Source organism: Nocardioides pacificus (genome assembly GCF_054775955.1).
The window spans coordinates 518,292-541,936 of sequence record NZ_BAAHCI010000005.1 but is presented as its reverse complement, the minus strand read 5'-3'; the positions used below and the strand labels follow the sequence as shown (position 1 = coordinate 541,936).

Sequence of the window (23,645 nt, the reverse complement as noted above, 5' to 3'; positions counted from 1 at the left end):
CTCAGATGTGGGCTCCGCCGTCGACGCGCAGGTCGACGCCGGTGAGGTACGCCGCGTCCGACGAGGCCGCGTAGGCGATGGTGCCGGCGACCTTCTCCGGCTGGCCGGTGTCGAGCTGCGGCAGGATGCGCATGAAGTAGGTGAAGTCCAGGTCGCCGAACTGGACGTTCTGCGTCAGCGGCGTGTCGATCGATCCCGGCGAGATGCTGACGACGCGGATCCCCCGGCCGACCAGCTCGGCGGCCAGGCTCTGCGTGAAGCCGAGGACGGCGCCCTTCGACGCGGCGTACGCCGTCATGTAGGGGTTGCCGTGGCTGCCCGCGACCGAGGCCACGTTGACGATCACGCCCACCTTGTCGCGCAGGTGCGGCACGACCTCCCGGCAGAACAGCGCCGTGCCGACCAGGTTGACGTCGAAGAGCGTGCGCAGGTCGTCCACGGTCAGCTCGGCGATCGGCGTGGTGCGGTGCATGCCGGCGACGTTGACGAGCACGTCGATCCCGCCGAGCTCCGCGGCCGCCGCGGCCACGCATGCGATCACGCCGGCCTCGTCGGTCACGTCCACGACGCCGGTGGCGATCCGGCCGCGGCCCTCCTGCTCCAGCTCCGCGACGGCCGACGACGTCCCCGCCAGGCCCTCGGCGTCGCGGTCGACCCCGAAGACGCTCGCCCCCTCGGCGACGAGGCGCAGGGCGGTGGCGCGGCCGATGCCGGAGCCCGCCCCGGTCAGCAGGACGCGGGTGTCGCGGAAGCGTTGCATGGCCCGGACGCTAGGGCAGCGGCGCTGGGACGCCGCTCACTCGATCCCGGTGAACGGAAAGCCCCGCTCGATCGAGATCGGCGCCAGCAGCAGCCGACACGCGATCGCGATGTCGGTGAGGGCGTCCTCCATCGTGGTGTGCCCGTTGAGGGTGGAGATCAGCACGCCGTACCAGCTCTGCTCGATCAGCCGGGCCAGCCGCACGTCGCGCTCGGTGGGCTCGGTGATGCCCGCGGTGCGCAGGACCACGGAGAGGAAGGTCGTGCTGGTGTCGGCGAAGGTCGAGTTGGTGACCGCCTGGGCGGCGTTGTTGGACTGCATCATCGCCAGCGCCAGGCGCGGGCGCTGGAGCAGCCGCCGGCTCGAGACCGTGAGCAGCTCGAGCACGGCGTCGGCCGGGTCCTGGTCGGGGCGCGGCGCGATGGTGGCGGTCTCCAGCTGGACGACCTGGGCGTTCAGCAGCGAGGCGAACAGGTGCGTCTTCGACGGGAAGTAGCGGTAGAGGGTCGCGATCGCGACGCCGGCCTCCTTGGCCACGTCATGCATCTGCACCCTCTCGAGGCCGTGCTCGGCGCCCAGGTGCGCGGCCGCGCGCAGCATCCGCTCGTAGCGCAGCTTCTGCTCGGGCGACGACGGCTCGGCCGGCGTGCGCGCCTCGGCCACTCTCGGCACTCGCTCCCCCTCTGATGTCGGCCCGCTGAGGGCCCCTCTGCTGGCCCGCTGCTGACCTTGGGCCGATGATCTGCCGCAGCGACCCTGGCGCGTGACCGGCCTTACCGGTGAGTGGGATCCAGGTCACACGGTCGCGGGCCACTGCGTTTGGCTGCCGCGCAGCCACCCTCAAGGAGCAATCGTGCCGGACCAGACCACTTCGCCCTCGCACCGCCCCGCCACCCAGGACTACGACGTCGTCGTCGTGGGCTCCGGTGCGGGCGCCCTCACCGGCGCCTACCTCGCCGCGCGCGCGGGCTTGCGGACGCTGGTCCTGGAGAAGACCGACAGGCTCGGCGGCACCTCGGCGTACTCCGGGGCGGCCGCCTGGCTGCCCGGCACCCAGGTCCAGGAGCGGGCCGGGCTCGCGGACTCGACCGAGTCGGCGCGGACCTACCTGCGGGCGCTGCTGGGCGACGACCACCTCGAGCACCAGGAGGCGTTCGTGACGACCGCGCCGGGACTGGTCGCGCGACTGGAGGAGGACCCGCACCTGGCCTTCGAGTTCCAGGCCTTCCCCGACTACTTCGACCGGGAGGGACGCGTGCCGGGCGGACGCTCCTTCATCCCCGCCGCGCTGCCTCTCGACGAGATCGGCGAGCGGGCCGCGCTGGTGCGTCCCCCCGTCGACCGCGACCGGATCGGGAAGGGCCACCACCTGGGCCAGCCGATGACCCAGGGCCGCGCCCTGATCGGCCGGCTGCTGATGGCGCTCGACGCCACCGGCAACGCGACCGTCCGCACCGGCGCGGCGGTCGACCGGCTGGTCACCGACGGCGACCGGGTCGTGGGCGTCGAGGCTGTGACCGGCGAGGGCCGGGAGGCGTTCGCCGCAGCCCGCGGCGTGCTGCTGGCCTCCGGCGGCTTCGAGCACGACGACGCCATGCGTCGGGAGTACGGCGTGCCCGGGGCGTCCGACTGGGCGATGGCGCCCGCCGGCACCAACACCGGCGAGCCGATCCGGGCGGCGGCGCAGGCGGGTGCGGCGCTCGACCTGATGGACCAGGGCTGGTGGAGCCCGGGCCTGCTGATGCCCGACGGCACCGCGTCGTTCACGCTCGGCTTCCGCGGCGGCATCGTCGTCGACGCGCACGGGCAGCGCTATGCCAACGAGTCGCTCCCCTACGACCAGATGGGTCGCGCGATGGCCGCCGACCCGGCCCGCGTCCCGTCGTACCTCGTCTTCGACCAGCGCGAAGGCGGGCGACTGCCGGCGATCTCGATGCCGGGCGGCGACCCCGCGGAGCACCTGGCGGCCGGCACCTGGCAGCAGGCGGACACGCTGGCCGAGCTGGCCGGGCTGATCGGCGTCCCCCCCGATGCGCTCGAGGCGTCGGTCGAGCGGTTCAACGGCTTCGCCGCTGCTGGCGTGGACGAGGACTTCGGTCGCGGGCGCGACGAGTTCGACAACTACTTCGCGCGACCCGTGCTCGTGCCGATCGACCTGGGACCGTTCTACGCCGCCCGCCTCGTGCTCGCCGACCTCGGCACCAAGGGCGGCGCCGTGACCGACATCGACGCCCGGGTGCTGCGCGCCGACGGCTCGGTCATCGAGGGGCTCTACGCCGCCGGCAACGCCAGCGCCTCGATGACCGGCGGGTTCTACCCCGGCCCCGGCATCCCCATCGGCACCGCCATGGTGTTCGCGAGCCGGGCGATCGACCACCTCCAGCGCTGACCCGGGCGGACCCTTCTTCCGTTGAGTGGGACCGCCCGCACGACCCCTCGTGAGCGGTTCCACACTGCCAAGGAAGACACCCGCACCGGATGGAGACGCACCATGACCGCTGTCAACGACGAGGTCCGCAAGATCGAGGCGGACGCCGCACCCACGCGCTTCGCCCGGGGATGGCACTGCCTCGGCCTCGAGAAGGACTTCTCCGACGGCAAGCCGCACCAGGTCATGGCGTTCGGTCAGAAGCTGGTCGTCTTCGCCGGCGAGGACGGCACGATCAACGTCCTCGACGGCTACTGCCGCCACATGGGCGGCGACCTGTCGCAGGGCACGGTCAAGGGCAACGAGATCGCCTGCCCGTTCCACGACTGGCGCTGGGGCGGTGACGGCCGCTGCAAGTCGATCCCCTACTCGCGTCGCGTGCCGCTGCGCGCCCGCACGGCCTCCTGGCCGACGATGGTCCAGGACGGCATGTTCTTCGTCTGGAACGACCCCGAGGGCAACCCGCCGCCGGCCGACGTGACGATCCCGAGGATCCCGGCGTACGACGACGACAGCTACACCGACTGGGTCTGGTACACCACCACGATCGAGGGCGCGAACTGCCGCGAGATCGTCGACAACGTCGTGGACATGGCGCACTTCTTCTACGTGCACTACTCGTTCCCGACGTACTTCAAGAACATCTTCGAGGGCCACACCGCCACGCAGTTCATGAACGGCGAGGGCCGCGAGGACATCATGTCCGCGGCCAAGGGCAAGGGCCCCGTCTCGACCGGCAACTCGTCGGTCGCGTCGTACCACGGCCCGTCGTTCATGATCGACGACCTCGTCTACCACTACGAGGGCGGCTTCGACGTCCCGAGCGTGCTGATCAACTGCCACTACCCGATCGACGAGAACTCCTTCGTCCTGCAGTACGGCGTGATGGCCAAGAAGTTCCCCGGTCTCGACGACGAGGCGGCCACCAAGATGGCCAAGAAGATGGGCGACTTCATCCGGATCGGGTTCGAGCAGGACGTCGCGATCTGGAAGAGCAAGGCCCGCATCGACAACCCGCTGCTGTGCGAGGAGGACGGGCCGGTCTACCAGCTGCGTCGCTGGTACGAGCAGTTCTACGTCGACGTCGCCGACGTGACGCCGGAGATGACCGAGCGCTTCGAGTTCGAGATCGACACGACCCGGCCCAACGAGGCCTGGAAGCGCGAGGTGGAGGAGAACCTCGCCAAGCGCGCCGCGGCCGACTCCGACGCCACCAGCGTCTCGGGCATGCCGGTCTGATGGCTGTCCGTCCCGACGTCCGGCTCGAGACGGCGCCGATGGAGCCGGTCTCGTGCCACGCCTGCTCCGCCACGGTGGAGGTGCGCAAGAGCAGCTGGGAGCAGACCAGCATCCAGTGGCACGCCGACGCGGTCGAGGCCTGCCTCGAGCGCCGTGCCGCCTCGCCGCGCCCCGGTCCCAACGGCGCCGCCTTCCGCGGCTGCGGGGCGCTGCAGGACTCCGTGCGCGAGGCGGCCGTGACCGGCAGCATCCACGTCGTCACCGACGAGCCACTGCTGACCAACCCCGACGCGGCCCACCACGAGGGCGCGGCCGCCCACGAGGCCCCCGAAGGAGCCCACCACTGATGACCGACGTCGCGAAGTACGGCCCCTGGGCGCTCATCGCCGGAGGCTCCGAGGGCGTCGGCGCGTCGTTCGCGCGCCAGCTCGCCGAGGACGGCTTCAACCTCGTCCTGATCGCGCGCAAGCCCGGTCCGCTCGAGGCGACGGCCGAGTCGGTGCGCGCCCTGGGCGTCGAGGTGCGCACGCTCGCGCTCGACCTCACCGACACCGGCGCAGTGCCGGCCATCGTCTCGGCGACCGCCGACGTCGAGGTCGGGCTGCTGGTCTACAACGCCGGCGCCAACTCCTACGGCTCGCCGTTCCTGGAGGGCGAGCTCGACGGCTTCCAGGGCGTGATCGACCTCAACGTCACCGCGCAGCTGGCGCTGGTCCACCACTTCGGCCGGCTGATGAAGGAGCGTCGCCGCGGCGGGATCCTGCTCGTCGGCTCGCTCGCGGGCTACCTCGGCACCGAGCGCGAGTCGATCTACGGCGCCGCCAAGGCGTTCGGCCGCGTCTTCGCCGAGGGGCTGTGGGTGGAGCTGCGCGAGTACGGCGTGGACGTGCTCGAGCTGGTCCTCGGGGTCACCCGGACGCCCGCCATGGAGCGCGTCGGCCTGAACTTCGACGTCCCCGGGATGAACGTCTCCGAGCCCGACGACGTCGCCCGCGAGGGCCTCGCCCACCTCGCCGACGGCCCGCTGCACGTGGTCTCCGGCAACGAGAAGACCGTCAAGATGCGGATGAGCAGCGACCGGGCCCAGCTGGTGCTCGCCACGCACGAGTTCATGAAGAAGCTCATCCCCGCCCACTGAGCCAGCCCACCCGCCCAGTCGGCGCAGTTTCACCGCCCAGTCGGCGCAGTTTCACGACAACCTGTCGTGAAGATGCGCTGACTCGGCATTCTCGGGGCTAGGGCTAGGGCTAGGGCTGGGGCAGCGGCGGGAAGACCGGGCCGCCGCCGAACATCAGCCGCGGCGACACCGGCCGCCCGCCGTCCGGCTCCGCCACGCCGTACTCCTCGGCGGCCTCGGCGGTGATCACGACGCCGCCGGTACGGCGGTGCAGGTCCGGGTCGGCGGCCAGTGCGGCGAGCACGCGCCCCTGCAGCTCAGGGGTCTCGGCGTCGCTGACCGGCACCCCGGCGATGTCCTTCACTCCGCTGGCGAGCAGCTGCGCCGTCCGCACCAGCCCCGGCCACAGCGAGACGACCGTGACGCCGTGCGGGCGCAGCTCGAGGCCGGCGTCATGGGTGAACTTGTCGAGCCCGGCCTTGGAGATGCCGTAGAGCGTCGAGTGCAGATAGGCCCGCGCGCCGACCGACGAGACGTTGACGACGAGCCCGCTGCCCCGCTCGACCATGGCCGGTACGGCGGCGCGGGTCGCGACGAAGTGGGCGCGCAGGCCGATCCCGATCAGCTGGTCCCAGTCGGCCAGCGGCCGCTCCCAGAAGCGCGAGGGGCGACGGTGGTCGATGCCGGGGCCGGCCCACGCGTTGTTGACGAGGAGGTCGATCCGCCCGTGGTCACGCTCGACGCCGGCGACCAGCGCCTCGACCTGGGCGTCGTCGGTGTGCTCGCAGGCGACGGCGAAGCCCCGCCCCCCGGCCGCCTCGACGCGCTCGACCGTCGTGGCGAGCCGGGCCTCGTCGCGCCCGCTCACGACGACCGTCCAGCCGGACTCCGCGAGCCCGACCGCGAGCCCCTGGCCGACGCCCTTGCTGCCCCCGGTGACGAGAGCGACGCGCCCGACGCCGCTCACGAGAAGCTCTCCTCGATCGTGAACCCGTCCGCCAGCGGCTGCGCCAGCGTCCACAGCACCCGGACCGCGCTGGAGCGGATCCGCCAGGCGCCGCCCTCGACCTCGTAGCGATCGTCGTACTCGATCGCGCTGACCCGCTCGACCTTCCGCTCGAGGTCGACCTGGCGCATCCGCAGGCTCCACGCCCCGACCGCACTCTCCGGACCGGTCAGCTCGATCACCGGGTGCCCGGCGTGGTGCATGTCGAGCACGACGTGGCGACCGTCGACCTGCTTGAGCGCGATCGCCGCGAAGACCGCCGCGATCGCGTCCGCGTCGTCGAAGCGCCCGATCCGCGGCCCGTAGTCGATCGACGCCCCTTCGGCCACGAAGCACTCGCGGAACTCGTCGGGTCGCTTCGCGTCGCACGCGCGCAGGTAGCGGTGCTTGAGCGTCCGGATCTGCTCGATGGCCTCGAGCGCGGCCACGCGCTCGTCGAGGGTGGGGGCGTCCATGTCGGCCTTCCGATCAGGGGGTCAGGAGTGGGATCCGCCGTCGACGCGCAGCTCCACGCCGTTGAGGTAGGACCCGTCCGCCGAGGCGGCGAAGGCGATCGCGCCTGCGATCTCCTCGGGCGCGCCGGGCTTGCCCCACAGGGGGTAGGTCCGGGCATACCAGGCGGTGTCGATGTCGGCGTAGGCGCGCTTGTCGGCGGTCAGCGGCGTGGCCACCCCGCCCGGTGAGACGGGTACGACGCGGATCCGGCGCGGCGCGAGCTCCGCGGCGAGCGTGAACGAGAAGGACAGCAGCGCGCCCTTCGACGCGGCGTACCCGGTCATCCCGGGGTGGGCCTTGGTCGAGGCCGTCGACGTGGTGTTGACGACCACGCCGGTCTTGTCGGGCAGGTGCGGGACGAGCTCGCGGCACAGCGTCACCGGCGCCCACAGGTTGACCGCCATGATCTGGCGGCACACGTCGAGGTCGAGGTCGGTGATCGGAGTCGTGCGCAGGATCCCGGCGACGTTGACCAGCGCGTCGATCCCCCCGAGGTCGGCCAGCCCGGCAGCGGCCGCCGCCACGACCGCCGGCTCCTCCGCGAGATCGGCCACGTGCGGGTGGAAGCGCTCGCCGGCGAGCTCCGCCGTACCGGCCAGGCCCGCCTCGTCGCGGTCGATGGCGAAGACCGTGGCCCCCTCACCCACGAGGCGTACGGCGGCCGCGCGGCCGATCCCCGATCCGGCCCCGGTCAGCACGATGCGGCGTCCTTCGAAGCGGTTCACGGGGCTCTCCTGGTGAAGTTGCGCCGACTCGGCGGTCAAGATGCGCCGACTGGGCTGTGAATTTGCGCCGACTCGGCGGGGGTGGGGTGGGTTACTGGGCTGCTGCTCTGCCTGCTCGCCTGCCGAAGAAGGTGCCGTCGCCGAGGCTGGTGCCGGAGATGTAGCCCTCGCCGTGGATGCCGGACGTGGCCCGGCCCGCCGCGAAGAGGCCCGGGATCGGCTCCCCGTCGACCGCGAGGACCTCGCCGTCGACGCTCGTGCGCAGGCCGCCGAGGGTGAAGCCGGAGAAGCCGGTGCCGTGGGCGGCGGCGTTGCCGTCACCGAAGAAGCCCAGTCGCGGGTCGACCGCGGCCCAGGGCCCCTCGAGGCGCCGGACCCAGCGCGAGGCCTTGTGGAAGAGCAGGTCGGAGCCCGCGTCGGCGTGCGCGTTGTACTGCGCGACGGTGGCGACCAGCGAGCCCGGCGGCAGCCCGAGCTCGGACTCCAGCTCCTCCAGCGTCTCCGCGGCGTACGACGGGCGAACGCCCCAGGTGTCCTGCTCGGGGACCGAATCGAGGCCCTCCTCGTCGAGGATCACCCAGCACGGGCCGGGCTGGTGCAGCGCGGCGTGGCTGTAGAGCCCGGGATAGACGTCCTCGTTGATGAAGCGCGCGCCGAGTGCGTTGACGATCATCCCGCGCACGGCCATCGCCGGCAGCGCGGTGTAGGCCGCCTCGACGAAGCCCATCCGCCGGGTCGCGGCGCCGAGCGCGGACGCCATCGCGATGCCCGAGCCGTCGTCGGTGCCGTCGCTGACCTTGCCGTGGCCGAGCAGCTCGGGGGCGTGGTCGGCGAGCATCTCCTCGTTGTCGACGAACCCGCCGGTCGTCAGCACGACCGCCCGGGCCCGGTAGTGCACGGTCTCGCCGAAGCGCGTGGCCCGGACCCCGACCACCTGTCCGGACCCGTCCACGACGAGCGCGCGCGCCCGGGTGTCGGTGTGCGTCTCCACGCCCAGCGCCGAGCAGGTCGCGGTCAGAGCCCCCATCAGCGTGTGCCCGGCCCAGCCCTCGGTGGCCGGCCGGTGCCCGCGCGGGACGGGGCGGGCCAGCTCGTTGTAGGGCCAGGCGTTCTCGCCGAGCCACATCAGCCCGTCCTTGGTGGGCGGCATCCAGGTCGGCGCGTCGTACAGCGACTCGTGGAACTCGACGCCGCAAGAGCGGAACCACTCGAAGTGCTCGACCGAGCCGTCGCAGTAGAGCCGCAGCTTGGTCTCGTCGACGTGCGGGCCGAGCGCGGCGGCGAGGTAGGCGTACATGTTGTCGGCGTCGTCCTCGAAGCCGCACGCCTTCTGCACGGTGGTGCCGCCGCCGAGGTAGAGCTCGCCGCCGGACTGCGCGGACGAGCCGCCCGGTCCGCTGGCGCGCTCGAGCACGACGACCGAGGCGCCGGCGCGGGCGGCCTCCATCGAGGCGGCCGCCCCGGCGCAGCCGAAGCCGACCACGAGCACGTCGACCTCGTGGTCGAACGACGCGACCTCCGCGAGCGGGATCGGGCGGACCACGACCTCAGCCCTGCCGGGGGGTGAACGCGGCCAGCGGCTCGGAGCCGGACCAGTCGTGGCCCCAGTAGCTGTCGGCGGTGATCTCCTCGGCGGTGTAGTAGGCCTCGTCGACCGACATGCCCTCGCAGCCGTACTCGATGTCCCAGCCGCCGGGGGCGCGGACGTAGAACGACACCATCTTGTCGTTGGTGTGGCGCCCCAGCGTCGAGGACAGCGAGAAGCCGCGCTTGTTGACGTTGTCGAGCGCGCGCCCGACGGCGTCGAGCGAGTCGACCTCGACCATCAGGTGCACCATGCCCGGCGCGTCACCGTGCGGAGCCGGGCAGACCGCGAGGCTGTGGTGGCGCTGGTTGACGCCGAGGAAGCGCACCCGCGCCGAGCCGCCGGACGGGCCGACGCGCATCGCCCCGCGCGGCAGGAAGCCGAGCACCTCGGCATAGAACGACACCGTCTCCTCGCAGCGCGGCGTCGGGAGCACCACGTGGCCCATCCCGTGCGCGCCGGTGACGAACTGCTGCGCGAGCCCGGTGAGCACCGGGCTGTGGTCGAGGACCGGCCCGAAGAACACCTCGGTCGGCGTGCCCGCGGGGTCGTCGAAGCGGATCGCCGCCTCCACGCGCCGCTCGTCGCACTCCTCGCGACCGAGCACCTTGACGGTGAACCCGGCCGCCTCGACGGCGCGCCCGACGGCGGCGAGCGCGAACTGGTCGCGCACCTCCCAGCCGATCGCCAGCACCCGGTCGTCCTCGCCGGGGAGCACGACGAGCCGCGCGGCGCGCTCGTCCATCCGCAGGTAGAGACCGCCCTCCCCCGACGCCTCGGGTCCGTCGACTTCCTGGAAGCCCAGGCAGTCGACCGTCAGCTCGCGCCAGCGGTCGAGGTCCTGCGACTGCACCTTGAGGTAGCCGAGGCCACGGATCAGCGTCATGGGGGTTCTGCTCTCGCTCGAGGTGGTCAGATCATCGACAGCATCGGCCCGGGCGCCGGCGGCGCGTCGAGCTCGAAGAGGGCGGCGGCGTGGAAGACCGAGCCGGGCACGTGGATCGCGTGCGCGAGGCCCATGTGGCCGTCGCGCCAGAAGCGCTGGATGGGGTTGTCCATCCGCAGGCCGTTGCCGCCGGAGCGGTTGACGACCTCGTCCATCGCCTGGACCGCGCGCCACGCGCACGAGACCTGGGTACGACGCGACGCGGCGCGCTCGGCCATCGTGACGGCCTCGCCGCGCTCGGCCTTGTCGAAGAAGTAGTCGAGGTTGGTCAGCATCATCGTGCGCGCGGTCTTGATCTCCTCCGCGGCGGCGCTGATCGCGCTGAGCACGTAGGGGTCGTCCTTGGGCTTGGTGCCGGTGATCTGCACCCGCGTGCGCTGGTAGGCCAGGTGCGCGGCGAGCGCACCCTCGGCGATGCCGATCACCGCGGAGCTGATGCCCATCGGGAAGGCGGTCGTGAACGGCACGTGGTAGGTCGGGTTCTCCAGACCGGCCTCGCGCGGCTGCGAGCCGTCGAGGAACTTGGAGAACGGCACCACACGGTAGTCCGGGATGAACGCGTCCTTGACGATGATGTCCTTGGAGCCGGTGCCGCGCAGGCCGACGACGTCCCAGGAGTCCTCGACGATCTCGTAGTCCGAGCGCGGCAGGATCACGTGGTAGGCCTGCGGCGGCATCGCCATCTTGCCCTCGGCGTCGCCGAGCATCGCGCCCAGGAAGATCCAGTCGCAGTGGTCGGTGCCCGAGGAGAACTGCCAGCGGCCGTTGAAGACGTAGCCGCCGTCGACGGGGCGGATGACGCCCATCGGGGCGTAGGGCGAGGCGATCCAGGTCTCGTGGCTCTCGCCCCAGACCTCCTCCTGCACCCGGGCGTCGCACATCGCCATCTCCCAGGGGTGCACGCCGACGATGCCGGCGACCCAGCCGGTCGACCCGTCGTACGACGCGATCTTCATGACCGTCTCCGCGAACTCGCGCGGGTGCGCCTCGGCGCCGCCGTACTTGGCGGGCTGGAACATCTTCATCACGCCGGACTCGCGCAGGATCTCGGCGGCGCGGTCGTCGAGGCGGCCGAGCTTCTCGTTGGCGGTGGCGAGGGAGGCGATCTCCTCGGCCCGCTCCTCGATGGCGTCGATGACGGGGTTGGTCATGGTGGTCTCACTTCCTGCGCGTTCGCGGAACTCCCGCACGTTCACGGTGTCACCGCGTGGGGTGGTTCGGCGGGGGTCTCCCGCTGAACGGGATGGGTGGATCAGCCGTCGAAGCTGACCCGGAGCCGCTCGGTGCGGGGGCGGGCCTGGCAGGCCAGGATCAGCCCGTCGGCGAGGTCGGCGGCGTCGAGGACCTCGTTGTGCTCGAGGTCGACCTCGCCCTCGGTGAGCACGCAGGCGCACGCGCTGCAGGCGCCCTCGCGGCACGAGTACGGCGCCTCGACGCCGGCCGCGAGCAGCACGTCGAGGAGCTTGGCCTGCTCGGGCCAGGCATAGGTCGACGTGGCCCCGTCGAGGGTCACCTCGACCTCGCTGGTCGCCGCGCCGGCGGCCGCCACGGGCACCTCGACCTCGGCGAACGGGTCGCCCTCGAGCGAGGTGAACCGCTCGGTGTGGATCCGATCGCGCGGGGCCCCGAGACCGGTGAGGACCCGCTCGGCGAGGTCCATGAACGCCTCGGGTCCGCAGACGAAGGCGCGACGGGACTCGTGCCCGGCGAGGAGCGTCGCGAGGGCCGCCGGGGTGGGGATGCCCTGCACGGACTCCAGCCAGTGCACGGCGCTGAAGCGCTCGTCGTACTCCCGGGCGAGCTCGCGCAGCTCGGCGGCGAAGATCACCGACGCCTCGTCGCGGTTGCCGTAGACGAGGTGGACCCGGCCGGTGCCGGAGTGCAGCACCGACTTGAGGATCGAGAGCACAGGGGTGATGCCACTGCCGCCGGCGACGAGCAGCAGGTCCTCGTCGAGGTCGGTCGGCACGAAGGTGCCGCTGGGGCGCAGCACCTCGATCTCGTGCCCCTCCGCCACGTGGTCGCAGATCCAGTTGGACGCGTAGCCGTCGCGGGTGCGCTTGACGGTGACCTTGAGCCGCTCGTCGAGGCCGGGTGCGGAGCTCAGCGAGTAGCAGCGCGCGGCGCCGCCGGGGCGCTCGCTGGGGATGCGCAGCGTGAGGAACTGCCCGGGGCGGTAGTCGAACGACGAGTCCCCGGTGGGCTCGAGGACCAGGGAGTGGGCGTCGGCGGTCTCGCGGACCACCTCCACCACGCGGACGGTGGGCACTGCCTCAGCCCTGTGTCGGGGTCGGGTCGGGGCGGGTCAGGAACGCCGTCACCGTGGCCTCCCAGGCGTCCTTCTGCTCGATCATCGCCCAGTGGCCGCAGTTGGGGAAGATGTGCACCTCGACGTCGCGGATCGTGCGCATCGGGACCAGCATCATGTCGACCGGGCTGACCCGGTCGTCGCGGCCCCAGGTGATCAGGGTGCGGGCCTTGATCTGGTGCAGCATCGCCCAGTACGGCGCCTCCGGCGAGCGGTCGGGGCGGCTCATCATCTCGACGATCTGGCGGCCGTACATCTGCCGCGCGCTGGCGAGCGTGGCCGGGTCGGTGGCCTGCGCCCAGCGCTCCTCGATCATCTGCTCGGTGACGATGCGCTTGTCGTAGACCATCGAGTGCAGCCACTCCACGAGCCGCTCGCGCGAGGGCGCCTCGGTGAACTCCATCAGCAGCTTGATGCCCTCGCCGGGCGAGGGGCTGAAGATGTTGCGGCCCATCCCGCCGACGGTGACCAGGCGACGTACCCGCTCGGGCTGGGCGATCGCGAACCGGGTCGCGACGATGCCGCCCATCGAGTTGCCGATCACGTCGACCCGGTCGAGCCCGAGCGCGTCGAGGAACGTGCCGACCGCCGGCAGCGCCGCCATCATCGGGTGCTGGTCGGTGGGGTCGCTGACGCCGAACCCGGGGAACTCCAGGATCAGGCAGCGGAACGACTGCGTCAGCGCCGGCAGGTTGGCCGAGAAGTTGCGCCACCCGGTGACCCCCGGGCCGGACCCGTGCAGCAGGAGGAGCACAGGCGCCTCCGGGTCGCCGACGTCGTGGTAGCGCAGGGTGCCCCGATCGGTGGGCAGCTCGCGCAAGGTGCCGTCGTGGCTCAGGTCCAGGGTCGTCGGTTCACTCACCGCACCACCGTAGGAACGCTTCCCGCCGCGCCGCCGGGGCGTCCCGATGACCGGGAGTGTGGGCGCTTGGGGGGTGTCGGTTTCCCCGGTCGACCGGGGAACGCTGAACATGTCCGGCGAAACTTCGCCCGACAACATCAGTGGTTGACAGCCCGCGCTACCTCAGGAGCCGCAGCAGTCCCGACCGTCTCAGGGGTACGACGCGCCGCGGCCGCCGCTCAGCCGACGGGGATCCGCGCGACGAACTCCTCGACCTTCTTCTCCCAGCCGTCCTCGAGCGGGCCCTTGATGTCGACGACGTGGACCGTGCCCTCGGCGACCTCGAGGAGGCCATCGCCCTGCAGGGTCTCGTTCATCAGCGGGATGACCTGGCGCCAGCGGGCCATCTCCTCATCCGTGGGGACGACGCCGGTCTTCTTGTCCGGCTTGGCCATCGCCTCGGTGATGAGCAGGGCGTACTTCGTGCCCGCCGGTAGGTCGAGCTTCTTGAGGAAGCGGCGCATGTTGCCCTTGGGCTTGCCGATGCGCCCCGGCGAGCTGAACAGGTAGAGGTCGGCGTCGGGCAGGTGCCGAGGGTCCATGTCGTTGATGTGGTGGACGTCGACCTGGACGCCCTTGGCACCCATCTGCGACGTGAACTCCGCGGCGACCAGCTCGCCGTTGCCGAACTTGGAGGCGTGCAGGTATTCGATCTTCATGATGCGCTCCCTTGCCCTCGGCCGAGGGCTCGACGGGTCAGTGGTCCACCCATCAGGTTCGCGCGATCGTGGACCACCGGCCAGTGCCGGAGGTCACCGACCGAGGATCAGAAGAGGTCGCCAGCCTGCACGGTCATCAGGTGGCTGAGCTTTTCCGGCGACCAGTCGGCCCGGTCGTCCACACGCCGCTCACCTGCGGGCCGCCCCGTGGGGCGGCGGCGGTTGCCGGGGGTGCGGTCGATGCCGGGGAAGAGCTCCATCGAGATCTGTCGGGCGGCGTCGACGACGAGGGGCGCGACCCGCTCGAGCTGGGTGTCCGCGTCGCCGACGAGGGAGATCGCGGCCAGCGGACCGTCGGGGCCACGCACGGCCGCTGCCGCACAGGCGATGTCGGGGAAGCACTCGCCGCGCTCGAAGGCCAGTCCGCTGCGCGAGCGGACCTTGGTGAGCTCGCGGTGCAGGCGGTTGAGGTCGCTGATGCTCTGCTCGGTGTGCGGGCTGAGCCGCGAGCCGACCATCATGTCGACGTCCTCCGCGTCGATCCAGGCCAGCATCGCCTTGCCCAGCGCGGTGCAGTGCAGGGGGGCGCGGCCGCCGACCCGCGACGGCACGGCGGCGGCGAAGCGGCCGCCGACCTTGTCGAGGTAGTAGACCTGCGCGCCGTCGAGCACGGCGAGGTGGACGACCGCACCTGTCTTCATCAGCAGCTCGTGCAGCAGGGGGGCCGCTGCGGCCCGGATGTCGGCGTGGCCGTGGTCGCCGCCCCCGAGCTCGAGCGAGCGTCGGCCGAGTGCGTAGCCGAAGCTCGAGTGCTCCAGCCACTGCAGGCGCACCAGCTGGTCGAGGATGCGGTGGGCGGTCGAGCGCGGGAGGTGCGTGCGCCGGGCCACCTCCTCCAGCGTGAGCCGGGACGACCGGCCCTCGAAGGTGTCGAGGATGAGCGTCATCCGCTCCACCATCGACGGCGGCAGCTGACGCTCCCCGGCGGCTTCCACAGCAGTGGCGACCATGTGACTTCCTCCCCAGGCTGCTTCCAGTCTCCCCGAAAACTGAAATGAATTCTCTCTCCATCCGGAAGGTAGCACCGGACTCGGTGTGACGGAAGCCATTCCGACCTGATTTTTCCCGGTGACCGGGAGACCCGCTCGGAGTCCGACGACCGTGGGCTTGGATGCCGCCATCCCCCCACCCCACAGGAGTGCCATGCGCCTGGGCATCGTCAGCCCCGTCGTCACCGCCGTTCCCGGCGCCCACGCGGCGTGGGAACGCACGGCCGACATCGAAGAGCTCGCCGTCGTCGCCGAGGCCGCCGACCGGCTCGGCTTCGACCACCTCACCTGCAGCGAGCACGTCGCCGTACCCACTGAGATCGCGGAGCAGCGCGGCGGGACCTACTGGGACCCGTTGGCCACCTTCGGCTACCTCGCCGCCCGCACCTCGCGGATCCGGCTGGCCACCCAGGTGCTCGTCCTCGGCTACCACCACCCCCTGGAGATCGCGAAGCGCTACGGCACGCTCGACCGGATCACCGGGGGCCGCCTCGTGCTGGGCCTGGGCGTCGGCTCGCTCGAGGAGGAGTTCGCGCTCCTCGGCGCCGACTTCGAGGGCCGCGGCGCCCGCGCCGACGACGCGATGGCAGCCCTGCGCGCGTCGCTGTCGCAGCGCCTGCCCGAGCACCACGGCACCCACTACGACTTCAGCGGTCTCGTCGTCGAGCCGCACGCCGTCCAGGATCGGGTCCCCCTGTGGGTCGGCGGTCGTACGGCGCGCTCGCTGCGCCGCGCCACGACGTACGGCGACGGGTGGGTGCCGTTCGGTCTCCCGCTCGAGAGGCTGCGCGAGATGCTCGACGCGGCCGAGCTCCCCGACGGGTTCGAGGTCGTGCTCCCCGGAGGCCGGGCCGCCGACCCGCTCGGCGACCCGGAGGGCACGCTCGCCCGGCTGCAGCGCGTCGTCGACGCCGGCGCGACGCTGGTGAGCGCCTCGGTGCACGCCGAGTCGCACGCCCACTACCTCGAGCAGCTCGAGGCGCTGGCCGGGCTGGCCGGCCTCGCCCCCGCCGGAGGTGCGGCATGAGCGCGCCCGACCCGTCTTCCACCGTCGAGGAGCGCCTCGCCGCCCTGGAGTCGCGCCTGGTCGGTCTCGAGTCACGCCTGGGCGACCTCGAGGACGAGCGGGCGATCGCCCACCTGATCTCCGCCTACGGGCCGCTGGTCGACGCCGGCAGCGCCGAGGCGATCGCGGACCTGTGGACCGAGGACGGCGTCTATGACGTCGACGAGGTCTACCTCGCCGGCCGTGAGCAGCTCGAGGCGATGGTCCGCTCCACGGGCCACCAGGGCTGGATCACCGGCGGCTGCGCCCACGTGGTCAGCCCGCCGCACGTGACGGTCACCGGGGACCGCGCCGTCGCGGTGTGCCACTCGCTGATGGTCGTGCGCACCGACGGGCGCTTCGAGGTCCGCCGGGTCACCGCCAACCACTGGGAGCTGGTCCGCACCGAGCAGGGCTGGCGGGTCGAGGTCCGCACCAACCGGATCCTCGACGGCCGCGCCGAGTCGCCGATCCTGCTGGCGGCCGGCGCCGCCGGCGAGTCGGCCGCCGACGCGCTGAAGGACTTCCCATCCACCCCGCGGATGCCGCGCCGGGGCTTCCAGTGATCGGCCCCCAGGAGCCCCGGCTCTCCGACCGCGACGCGATCCTCGAGCAGCTGGCCACGCTCGCCTGGGCCACGGACCAGCGCGACTGGGCGCTGATCGGCTCGATCGTCACCGACGACGCCGTCGCGTACGGCGCCCGTGGACGCGCGAACATCCTCGCCACCATGCAGGCCCACATCGGCGGCGTCGGGCCCACGCAGCACCTGCTGGGCAACCACCGCGTCAGCGTCGACGGGGACACCGCCCGCTCGCTGAGCTACGGCCGGGTGCACCACGTCGGCGCGGGGCCGATGACCGGGTCGTTCTTCGAGTGCATGGGCGACTACGACGACCGCTGGGTGCGCATGGACGGGAGGTGGCGGCTGACGCGGCGGGTCTTCGACATGCAGATCATGCTCGGGGACTTCGCGGTGCTGCGCCCCGCGGACGCGTAACACGCGGTGACACTCGTCGTGCGAAGGGGATAACGCCGGGCCGGCTTCGCCGTTGGACACGGCGGGGCCCACCCCGTCGTACCCCCACCGTCGTCTCGAGGAGCCCGCTTCCGTGCGCTACCGTCCGCTCGCCGTACTCGCCCTGGCCGCTCTCCCCCTGGCCACGACCGCCGCGCTCGTCCCCGTGGCCGGCGTCCCGAGCGGGCTGGCCGAGGTGACCACCGTGGCCGCGCCGGAGCAGACGACCGAGACGGCCCCCTCCGCTCGCCGCGACCGGCCCGGCCGGCTGCGCGACGTGATGTTCGTGGGCAACAACTGGGCGGGCACGGCCAGCATCGTCGACGCCCGGACCCGCAAGGTCCTCAAGCGCGGCGTCGACCTGATCCCGGACAAGACCGCGGAGCTCGCCGAGCGACACAGCGCGCCCGACAAGCTCGCCTACTACTACCTGATCAAGTTCGGGCCGGGCGAGGGCCACGACCAGTACGTCGACGACATGTTCACCACCCGCGACGGGAGGTACCTCGCGGTCTCGCGCCCCAGCTTCGCCGACGTCGTCTGGATCGACATCGCGAAGGCCACGGCCGGGCGGGCGGACTCGATCGTGCGCGAGCAGCCGATGGACGGCTATCGCACCGACCACATGGGGGTCTCGCCCGACGGCCGGCGGCTGCTGGTCTCCGACTCCACGTCGCGCCAGGTGATCGAGTTCTCGATGGTCGACGAGACGCTGCCTGGCGGTCGCGTGGTCAAGATGGGCGACCGGCTGCGCACGTTCGCCTCCGGTGAGACGCCGCACGAGTCGAACTACACCCCCGACGGCAAGCGCGTCTTCCACGCCTCGATCGGGCGGGTCTACCTGCCCGGCGACTACCCGGAGATCGGGCCGGTCAAGATCGGGCCGGTGCACGACGCGATCAAGGGCGACCGCTGGTTCCAGATCGTGCGCAACTCCGACTTCAAGGTGACCCGGCGCTGGGACATGGGCAAGGAGCTGGCGGAGGCCGGCTACCCCGGGATGAGCCCCGCCGTGCGGCCGATGGCCATCGCGCCCGGTGAGCGCTTCGTCTATCTCCAGGTGTCCTACTTCCACGGGCTGATCGAGTTCGACACCCGCGCCCCCGACCTCAACGGCGCCGTCGACTACACGCTCGAGGGCGTCAAGGAGCCGCGTCGGGGGGCGGTCAAGCGGGTCATCCCGCTGCCCAACCGGGTGCCGGACATGCCGCGCGAGCAGTACGTCAACGACTCCGCCCACCACGGGCTGTCGATCGACGGCGCCGGGAAGACCCTGTGCGTCGCCGGCACGATGGACGACTACGCGGCGCTGGTCGACCGTCGTACGACGCGGCGCACGATCTTCGACGAGCGCACGACCGGGCACAGCTACGGCAAGCCCTACTGGACGACCGAGGGGCTCGACGACACCTGCTGGATCTCGCTCAGCGAGTCCGACGCGGTCGCGGTGCTCGACTTCGAGACCAAGAAGGAGATCGCCTACCTCGACGTCGGCGACCACCCGCAGCGGATCCGGCACGGGGTCGTCCCGCAGCGCGTGATCCGATCCTGGCGCCAGTGAGTCTGGCGGGACTCGGTAGCCTTTCCCTCCGTGCATCCCGCCCCGACCATCGCCGTCGCCGTCTATCTCGCCGTGGTCGCGATCCTCGCCGGCGTCGCCCTCGCCCGCCCCGCGCTGGAGCGGCCCGCGCGGCTCGCGATGACCGGTGGACTGGTGGCTGTGGGGGCGCTCGTGCTGTACGACGCGATCACGCTGCTGCAGGGCCACGAGCCCGATGACCGGTGGACCCACATCGGCTATGCCGTCGCCTCGATCGGGGTGCCGGTGCTGCTGCTGAAGCGGCCGGTGGCCCCCGGTGACGACGTCGATCCGGAGACGGGCGAGGAGATCGAGCCCGTCGAGCCGGAGCCGCCGCACCTCGCCGTTCTCGTGGTGGCCTGCGTCGCGACGATCGTGCTGATCGTCCGGCTGCAGCAGACGTGGTGAGCGAGGAGCGCCCTCCGCGTCGCCGCGACCGGGTGAGTGCTCCAGCGGGTCAGCTGCTCGTGGCCGTCTACGCCGTCTTCGCCGTCGCGGCGGGCGCGCGCTCCGGGGTCCAGATCGCGACCCGCTTCGACGACGCCCCGGTCGCCTACCTGCTCTCAGCGCTGGCCGCGGTGGTCTACCTCGTCGCGACGGTCGCGCTGCGCTACCGCGGCGCCCGCGCCTGGGCGGTCGCCGTGGCCGCGTGCAGCATCGAGCTGGCCGGTGTGCTCGTCGTGGGCGCCGTCAGCCTGCTCGTGCCGGCGTGGTTCCCGGACCAGACCGTGTGGTCGGACTTCGGCGCCGGCTACGGCTTCGTGCCGCTGGTGCTGCCCGCCCTCGGCCTGGGCTGGCTGCTGCGTCACCGCTGAGCGTCTGAACTCCCCGTTCCTTTACTTTCGCCGCGTCGGAACTCCTACGCTTTTCGAGCATCGTCCGGACGGGGGAACGTCTGGGGAGGACCCACCATGTCTCGCATCACCGTCGCGTTCGCCGCGACCACCACCGCCGCCCTCGTCCTCTCGGGAGGGGCCGCCGTGGCCGGCACCAAGGCCGCCAAGGACCGCAGCCGTGACGCTGCCCCCGTCGCCGACATCACCCGTGTCGTCGTGCAGAACTCCGTCAAGCACCTCACGATCAAGGTCAAGCTGAGCAAGCCCGCCGCCGGGCGCACCCACCTGGTCGCCACGCTCACCCCGGCCGGGCAGCCCGAGGTCCCCGTCGAGGAGCCGACGACCGAGGTCCCCGACCTCGAGGTCCCCGACGTCGAGGTCCCGGTCGAGGCCGGCGCCGCCGCGACGTACGTCGTGCGCACGGTGAGCGCGCCCGCGAAGACCAAGGGTCCCGGCGCCGGCAAGGGCCGGGGGAAGGGCAAGGCCAAGGCCACGCGCGTGGCCCGCGGCAAGACCAGCGGAGTCCTCGAGCTGGTCCCCGCCGACGGCTCCGCCCCGGTGGCCGTGACCTGCCAGCGCCTGAAGGTCACGCTGTCGTCCGGCCGCAACGGTCAGGCGCTGCTCCGCGTCCCGCAGGCCTGCTTCGGCACGGACGCCGGCGACTGGGTCGTGGCGGTCACCACCGAGACCGCCGGCGGCGACGTCATCGACGAGACCCGGCCGCTCGCCGTACCCCAGGGCTGAGCGGCGCCCGACCCGCAACCCAGGGCTGGGCGCCGCTCACGAGAGCTGATGCTCCTGCGGCCGGCGCCTCGCCAGTCTCACCTCCACGACCGTGACCACGACGGCGAAGAGGACCGTAGCGACCGCGACCCACAGCAGCCCCTCGAGGGCGGCGACATCGCACTCGCCGTCGAAGTCCGGGCCGGAGCAGTGCGTGTCACTGAAGTGCTCGGCCCCCGCCGTGAAGGCCGTCAGCACGAGGACGACGAGCGCGAGGGCATGGAGCGACACCCGGGCCCATGCGGTCAGCCGCCGTGCTGCGCCCGCCCCGTGGCCTCCTGCGTCCCCCGACGCCCAGAAGCGCGGCGTCAGCAGGAACAGCGCAGCCAGTCCCAGGACCAGCTCGAAGTAGAACAGCTCGCCCTCCCCGCCGGCCCAGACGAACCGGAAGCCGCCGCCCCACAGCCCCAGCACGACCAGGACCACGAGCAGGGCGGCAGAGGCCACCCCCAACGCCCGGCGAGCCCCACGCTCACGGAGCGCGACCACCACGCTGGCGATCGCCAAGACCGCGGCCAGCACCGCGAGCGGGAGCACCTCCTGGTCGCTGTCGTTCTGGGCCTTCTCGCCGATGCCGACGAAGCGGCCGGCGACAAGCGCGAGCAGGCCGGCGCCGAACAGGGCGAGCCCAGCGCCCGTCCGCTTGGCGGAGGCTCCCCCGAGAGTCATGGCCCGACCCTAGACCCGGGGCAGGGGCGTCACGAGGAGGGTTCGCCGAGCCACATGTAACGCGGGGTTACGACGCCCACCACAGCGGTATAGCGCTGTGGTAGGCGCGATAACCCCGCGTTACATGTGGGCGGGGGGCGACGGGGCTCTACGACGCCAGCAGCTCGCGCACCCTCGGGATGACCTCTTCGCCGTAGAGCCGGATCGACTCCATCCGCTGCTCGTGGGGCAGCGCGCCGACGGCGTACTTCAGCTGGAAGCGGGACAGGCCCAGCGTCCGCACGGCCCAGGCGATCTTCGTCGCGACGGTGTCGGGCGAGCCGACGAACAGCGCCCCCTCGGGCGACGCGCCGGCCTCGAACTGCTGCGGCGTGTAGGGACCCCAGCCGCGCTCGCGCCCGATCCGGGTGAAGGCGGCGGCCTGGTGGGGATACATCTGCTCGCGGGCCTCGGCGTCGGTCGCCGCGATGTGGCCGGGGCTGTGCATGCCGATCGGCAGCTCGTCGTGGCCGTACTCGGTGAGCGCGCGGCGGTAGAGGTCCGCGAACTGCACGAACCCGGCCGGCGAGCCGCCGATGACGGCGAGCACCAGCGGCATCCGGTACGCCGCGGCGCGCACGACCGACTGCGGGGTCCCGCCGACCGCGATCCAGGCCGGCAGCGAGCCGCCCTCCGTGCGCGGGTGCACCTGCAGTCCCTCGAGCGGCGCACGGACGCTGCCCTGCCAGGTCACCGGCTCCTCGGCCCGCAGAGCGGCGAAGAGGTCGAGCTTCTCGTGGAAGAGGACCTCGTAGTCCTCCAGGGAGTAGCCGAACAGCGGGAACGACTCGGTGAAGGAGCCGCGCCCCAGCTGCACCTCGGCGCGCCCGTGGGAGATGGCGTCGAGCGTGGCGAAGCGCTGGTAGACCCGGATCGGGTCGTCCGAGCTGAGCACGGTGACGCCGCTGCCGAGCCGGATCCGCGACGTCTGCGCGGCGATCGCGGTCAGCACCACGTCGGGTGCCGAGATCGCGTAGTCCTCGCGGTGGTGCTCGCCCAGCCCGAGGTAGTCGACCCCGACGCGGTCGGCCTGCACCCCCTCGGCCACCACCTCGCGGATCGCCTGGGCCGCGCTGAGCGGGCGGCCCTCGGCGTCCACGCCGATGTCGCCGAAGGTGTCGAGCCCGAAGGTGGGCTCCTGGGGCGTTCCCAGCTGCTCGTAGGCCATGAGACTCCCTCTAGATAGTTGCGTTCTCAACCAAGGTTGGCACGGGCCACCAATCCCGGACCCCATCGCCGGGACCAATGCCCCTCGCGGCGCTCCGGCCCCAGGACGAGAGTGGCAGATGAAGCGTCCACGCGATCGCGTCCACGCCACTACGTCCGAGGGAGCGGACATGAAGGCACTGGTGCTGCCGGACTGGAAGAGCGAACCGGTCCTGCTCGACAAGGAGAGGCCCGAGCCCGGCCCGGGTCAGGTGGTCGTCCAGGTGGGCGGAGCAGGCGCATGCCACTCCGACCTGCACCTGATGCACGACTTCGAGGACGGCGCGCTCCCCTGGAGCCCCCCGTTCACGCTCGGTCACGAGAACGCCGGCTGGGTCCACGCGGTCGGCGACGGCGTGCGCGGCCTCGAGCCGGGACAGCCCGTGGCCGTCGTCGGCGCCTGGGGGTGCGGCACCTGCGAGCACTGCCGGCGGGGCTTCGAGACCTACTGCGACCGGCCGCAGGACGCCCCGGCTGCCGGCGGCGGTGGGGGTCTGGGACTCGACGGTGGCATGGCGGAGTACCTCCTCGTTCACGCCGCCCGCCACGTCGTCCCGCTGCCCGACGGGCTCGACCCCGTCCACGCGGCACCCCTCACCGACGCCGGGCTCACGCCCTACCACGCCGTACGACGCTCCGCGGCGAAGCTGACGCCCACCGCGACAGCCGTCGTCATCGGGGTCGGCGGACTGGGCCACCTGGCCGTCCAGGTCCTGCGAGCGACCTGCGGCTCACGGGTCATCGCGGTCGACACCCGCGAGTCGGCCCGAGACCTGGCCCTGACGCTGGGTGCGGGCGTCGCACTGGCCCCCGGGCCCGACCTGGTCGCCGAGATCCGCGAGCACACCCACGGGATCGGCGCGGACGTCGTGCTCGACTTCGTGGGCTCCGACGAGACCCTCGCCGCGGGAGCGGCCTCGGCACGCCAGCTGGGCGACCTCAGCATCGTCGGCATCGCCGGCGGGACGCTGCCGGTCTCGTTCTTCTCGGTGCCCTACGAGGTGTCGGTGCAGACGACCTACTGGGGCAACCGCCAGGAGCTCGTGGAGGTCCTGGACCTCGCGGCCCGCGGCCTGATGCACGCCGAGGTCACGACGTACTCCCTCGACGAGGCGATCACGGCCTACCAGCGCCTTGCGCGCGGTGAGATCGACGGCCGGGCGGTGGTGGTTCCGAACAGGAGCTATCGCGCCTGAGGAACCGACGAGCGCCGGGCGGTGTCACCGCCCGGCGCTCGCGTCGTACCGTCCTG

At 72.2% G+C, this 23,645-nt stretch carries 26 protein-coding genes; 12 read left to right on the top strand and 14 right to left on the bottom strand.

The features are described 5' to 3' along the window. Nucleotide 1: 1 nt before the first annotated feature. Together ACYU7L_RS05135 and ACYU7L_RS05130 are read right to left on the bottom strand one after the other, a co-directional pair. Complete coding sequence (locus ACYU7L_RS05135; protein WP_460794205.1) at nucleotides 2–760, bottom strand: SDR family NAD(P)-dependent oxidoreductase; 759 nt, start codon at nucleotides 758–760, stop codon at nucleotides 2–4. Nucleotides 761–796: 36 nt separating this feature from the next. After that, nucleotides 797–1,432, bottom strand: coding sequence for a TetR family transcriptional regulator (locus tag ACYU7L_RS05130; RefSeq protein WP_460794204.1), 636 nt, complete (start codon nucleotides 1,430–1,432; stop codon nucleotides 797–799). Nucleotides 1,433–1,613: 181 nt separating this feature from the next. Here ACYU7L_RS05130 and ACYU7L_RS05125 point away from each other — a divergent pair, with 181 nt between their 5' ends. The 4 genes from ACYU7L_RS05125 to ACYU7L_RS05110 all read left to right on the top strand — a co-directional run bounded on the left by ACYU7L_RS05125 (nucleotide 1,614) and on the right by ACYU7L_RS05110 (nucleotide 5,565). Beyond that, entirely contained in the window at nucleotides 1,614–3,149 is a 1,536-nt protein-coding gene (locus tag ACYU7L_RS05125; protein ID WP_460794203.1) for an FAD-dependent oxidoreductase, read from the top strand. A gap of 102 nt (nucleotides 3,150–3,251) precedes the next feature. Continuing rightward, the gene (locus tag ACYU7L_RS05120) at nucleotides 3,252–4,427 is read left to right on the top strand and encodes a Rieske 2Fe-2S domain-containing protein (protein WP_460794202.1); all 1,176 of its coding nucleotides are present in this window, start codon (nucleotides 3,252–3,254) and stop codon (nucleotides 4,425–4,427) included. Then, nucleotides 4,427–4,774 (top strand): hypothetical protein, encoded by a 348-nt coding sequence (locus ACYU7L_RS05115; protein WP_460794201.1) that lies wholly within the window; start codon nucleotides 4,427–4,429, stop codon nucleotides 4,772–4,774. The genes ACYU7L_RS05120 and ACYU7L_RS05115 overlap by 1 nt, the downstream gene beginning before the upstream one ends. Further along, nucleotides 4,774–5,565, top strand: a complete 792-nt coding sequence (locus tag ACYU7L_RS05110; RefSeq protein WP_460794200.1) for an SDR family NAD(P)-dependent oxidoreductase — start codon at nucleotides 4,774–4,776, stop codon at nucleotides 5,563–5,565. The genes ACYU7L_RS05115 and ACYU7L_RS05110 overlap by 1 nt, the downstream gene beginning before the upstream one ends. A gap of 109 nt (nucleotides 5,566–5,674) precedes the next feature. Here ACYU7L_RS05110 and ACYU7L_RS05105 read toward each other — a convergent pair whose 3' ends face one another. The 10 genes from ACYU7L_RS05105 to ACYU7L_RS05060 form a co-directional block, all read right to left on the bottom strand. Continuing rightward, nucleotides 5,675–6,511: an SDR family NAD(P)-dependent oxidoreductase gene (locus ACYU7L_RS05105; protein ID WP_460794199.1), complete on the bottom strand. Its 837-nt coding sequence runs from the start codon at nucleotides 6,509–6,511 to the stop codon at nucleotides 5,675–5,677. Further along, nucleotides 6,508–7,005, bottom strand: a complete 498-nt coding sequence (locus tag ACYU7L_RS05100) for a nuclear transport factor 2 family protein (RefSeq protein WP_460794197.1) — start codon at nucleotides 7,003–7,005, stop codon at nucleotides 6,508–6,510. Before ACYU7L_RS05100 ends, ACYU7L_RS05105 begins: the two co-directional genes overlap by 4 nt. A gap of 21 nt (nucleotides 7,006–7,026) precedes the next feature. Next, entirely contained in the window at nucleotides 7,027–7,770 is a 744-nt protein-coding gene (locus ACYU7L_RS05095; RefSeq protein ID WP_460794196.1) for an SDR family NAD(P)-dependent oxidoreductase, read from the bottom strand. Between the two features lie 91 nt (nucleotides 7,771–7,861). Further along, nucleotides 7,862–9,313: an FAD-dependent oxidoreductase gene (locus tag ACYU7L_RS05090; RefSeq protein WP_460794195.1), complete on the bottom strand. Its 1,452-nt coding sequence runs from the start codon at nucleotides 9,311–9,313 to the stop codon at nucleotides 7,862–7,864. Nucleotides 9,314–9,317: 4 nt separating this feature from the next. Continuing rightward, nucleotides 9,318–10,241: a VOC family protein gene (locus ACYU7L_RS05085; RefSeq protein WP_460794194.1), complete on the bottom strand. Its 924-nt coding sequence runs from the start codon at nucleotides 10,239–10,241 to the stop codon at nucleotides 9,318–9,320. Between the two features lie 26 nt (nucleotides 10,242–10,267). After that, on the bottom strand, nucleotides 10,268–11,452 hold the full coding sequence (locus ACYU7L_RS05080; protein WP_460794193.1) for an acyl-CoA dehydrogenase family protein: 1,185 nt from the start codon (nucleotides 11,450–11,452) through the stop codon (nucleotides 10,268–10,270). A 101-nt stretch (nucleotides 11,453–11,553) separates the two neighbouring features. Next, nucleotides 11,554–12,570, bottom strand: coding sequence for a 2Fe-2S iron-sulfur cluster-binding protein (locus tag ACYU7L_RS05075; RefSeq protein WP_460794192.1), 1,017 nt, complete (start codon nucleotides 12,568–12,570; stop codon nucleotides 11,554–11,556). 4 nt (nucleotides 12,571–12,574) lie between these two features. Beyond that, nucleotides 12,575–13,471, bottom strand: coding sequence for an alpha/beta fold hydrolase (locus ACYU7L_RS05070; RefSeq protein ID WP_460794191.1), 897 nt, complete (start codon nucleotides 13,469–13,471; stop codon nucleotides 12,575–12,577). A gap of 218 nt (nucleotides 13,472–13,689) precedes the next feature. Beyond that, nucleotides 13,690–14,169: a flavodoxin family protein gene (locus ACYU7L_RS05065; RefSeq protein ID WP_460794190.1), complete on the bottom strand. Its 480-nt coding sequence runs from the start codon at nucleotides 14,167–14,169 to the stop codon at nucleotides 13,690–13,692. Nucleotides 14,170–14,276: 107 nt separating this feature from the next. Continuing rightward, complete coding sequence (locus tag ACYU7L_RS05060; RefSeq protein WP_460794189.1) at nucleotides 14,277–15,179, bottom strand: IclR family transcriptional regulator; 903 nt, start codon at nucleotides 15,177–15,179, stop codon at nucleotides 14,277–14,279. A 193-nt stretch (nucleotides 15,180–15,372) separates the two neighbouring features. Here ACYU7L_RS05060 and ACYU7L_RS05055 point away from each other — a divergent pair, with 193 nt between their 5' ends. The 7 genes from ACYU7L_RS05055 to ACYU7L_RS05025 all read left to right on the top strand — a co-directional run bounded on the left by ACYU7L_RS05055 (nucleotide 15,373) and on the right by ACYU7L_RS05025 (nucleotide 20,440). Further along, entirely contained in the window at nucleotides 15,373–16,245 is an 873-nt protein-coding gene (locus ACYU7L_RS05055) for an LLM class F420-dependent oxidoreductase (RefSeq protein WP_460794188.1), read from the top strand. Further along, complete coding sequence (locus tag ACYU7L_RS05050; RefSeq protein ID WP_460794187.1) at nucleotides 16,242–16,829, top strand: SgcJ/EcaC family oxidoreductase; 588 nt, start codon at nucleotides 16,242–16,244, stop codon at nucleotides 16,827–16,829. Before ACYU7L_RS05055 ends, ACYU7L_RS05050 begins: the two co-directional genes overlap by 4 nt. Next, nucleotides 16,826–17,263 carry a nuclear transport factor 2 family protein gene (locus ACYU7L_RS05045; RefSeq protein ID WP_460794185.1) on the top strand — a complete coding sequence of 146 codons (438 nt, stop codon included), beginning with the start codon at nucleotides 16,826–16,828 and terminating at the stop codon, nucleotides 17,261–17,263. The genes ACYU7L_RS05050 and ACYU7L_RS05045 overlap by 4 nt, the downstream gene beginning before the upstream one ends. 112 nt (nucleotides 17,264–17,375) lie before the next feature. Continuing rightward, nucleotides 17,376–18,842, top strand: coding sequence for a YncE family protein (locus ACYU7L_RS05040; RefSeq protein WP_460794183.1), 1,467 nt, complete (start codon nucleotides 17,376–17,378; stop codon nucleotides 18,840–18,842). A 30-nt stretch (nucleotides 18,843–18,872) separates the two neighbouring features. Beyond that, on the top strand, nucleotides 18,873–19,268 hold the full coding sequence (locus tag ACYU7L_RS05035) for a hypothetical protein (RefSeq protein ID WP_460794182.1): 396 nt from the start codon (nucleotides 18,873–18,875) through the stop codon (nucleotides 19,266–19,268). Then, nucleotides 19,265–19,675 carry a hypothetical protein gene (locus ACYU7L_RS05030; protein WP_460794181.1) on the top strand — a complete coding sequence of 137 codons (411 nt, stop codon included), beginning with the start codon at nucleotides 19,265–19,267 and terminating at the stop codon, nucleotides 19,673–19,675. The genes ACYU7L_RS05035 and ACYU7L_RS05030 overlap by 4 nt, the downstream gene beginning before the upstream one ends. Nucleotides 19,676–19,771: 96 nt before the next feature. After that, nucleotides 19,772–20,440, top strand: coding sequence for a hypothetical protein (locus ACYU7L_RS05025; RefSeq protein WP_460794180.1), 669 nt, complete (start codon nucleotides 19,772–19,774; stop codon nucleotides 20,438–20,440). A gap of 36 nt (nucleotides 20,441–20,476) precedes the next feature. On the opposite strand, the gene ACYU7L_RS05020 is transcribed toward ACYU7L_RS05025, so the two are convergent. After that, the gene (locus ACYU7L_RS05020) at nucleotides 20,477–21,148 is read right to left on the bottom strand and encodes a hypothetical protein (protein ID WP_460794179.1); all 672 of its coding nucleotides are present in this window, start codon (nucleotides 21,146–21,148) and stop codon (nucleotides 20,477–20,479) included. Nucleotides 21,149–21,296: 148 nt separating this feature from the next. Continuing rightward, entirely contained in the window at nucleotides 21,297–22,355 is a 1,059-nt protein-coding gene (locus ACYU7L_RS05015) for an LLM class flavin-dependent oxidoreductase (protein ID WP_460794177.1), read from the bottom strand. A gap of 169 nt (nucleotides 22,356–22,524) precedes the next feature. Between ACYU7L_RS05015 and ACYU7L_RS05010 the strand changes: the two genes are divergently transcribed. After that, complete coding sequence (locus tag ACYU7L_RS05010) at nucleotides 22,525–23,589, top strand: NAD(P)-dependent alcohol dehydrogenase (protein WP_460794176.1); 1,065 nt, start codon at nucleotides 22,525–22,527, stop codon at nucleotides 23,587–23,589. Nucleotides 23,590–23,645: the final 56 nt, after the last annotated feature.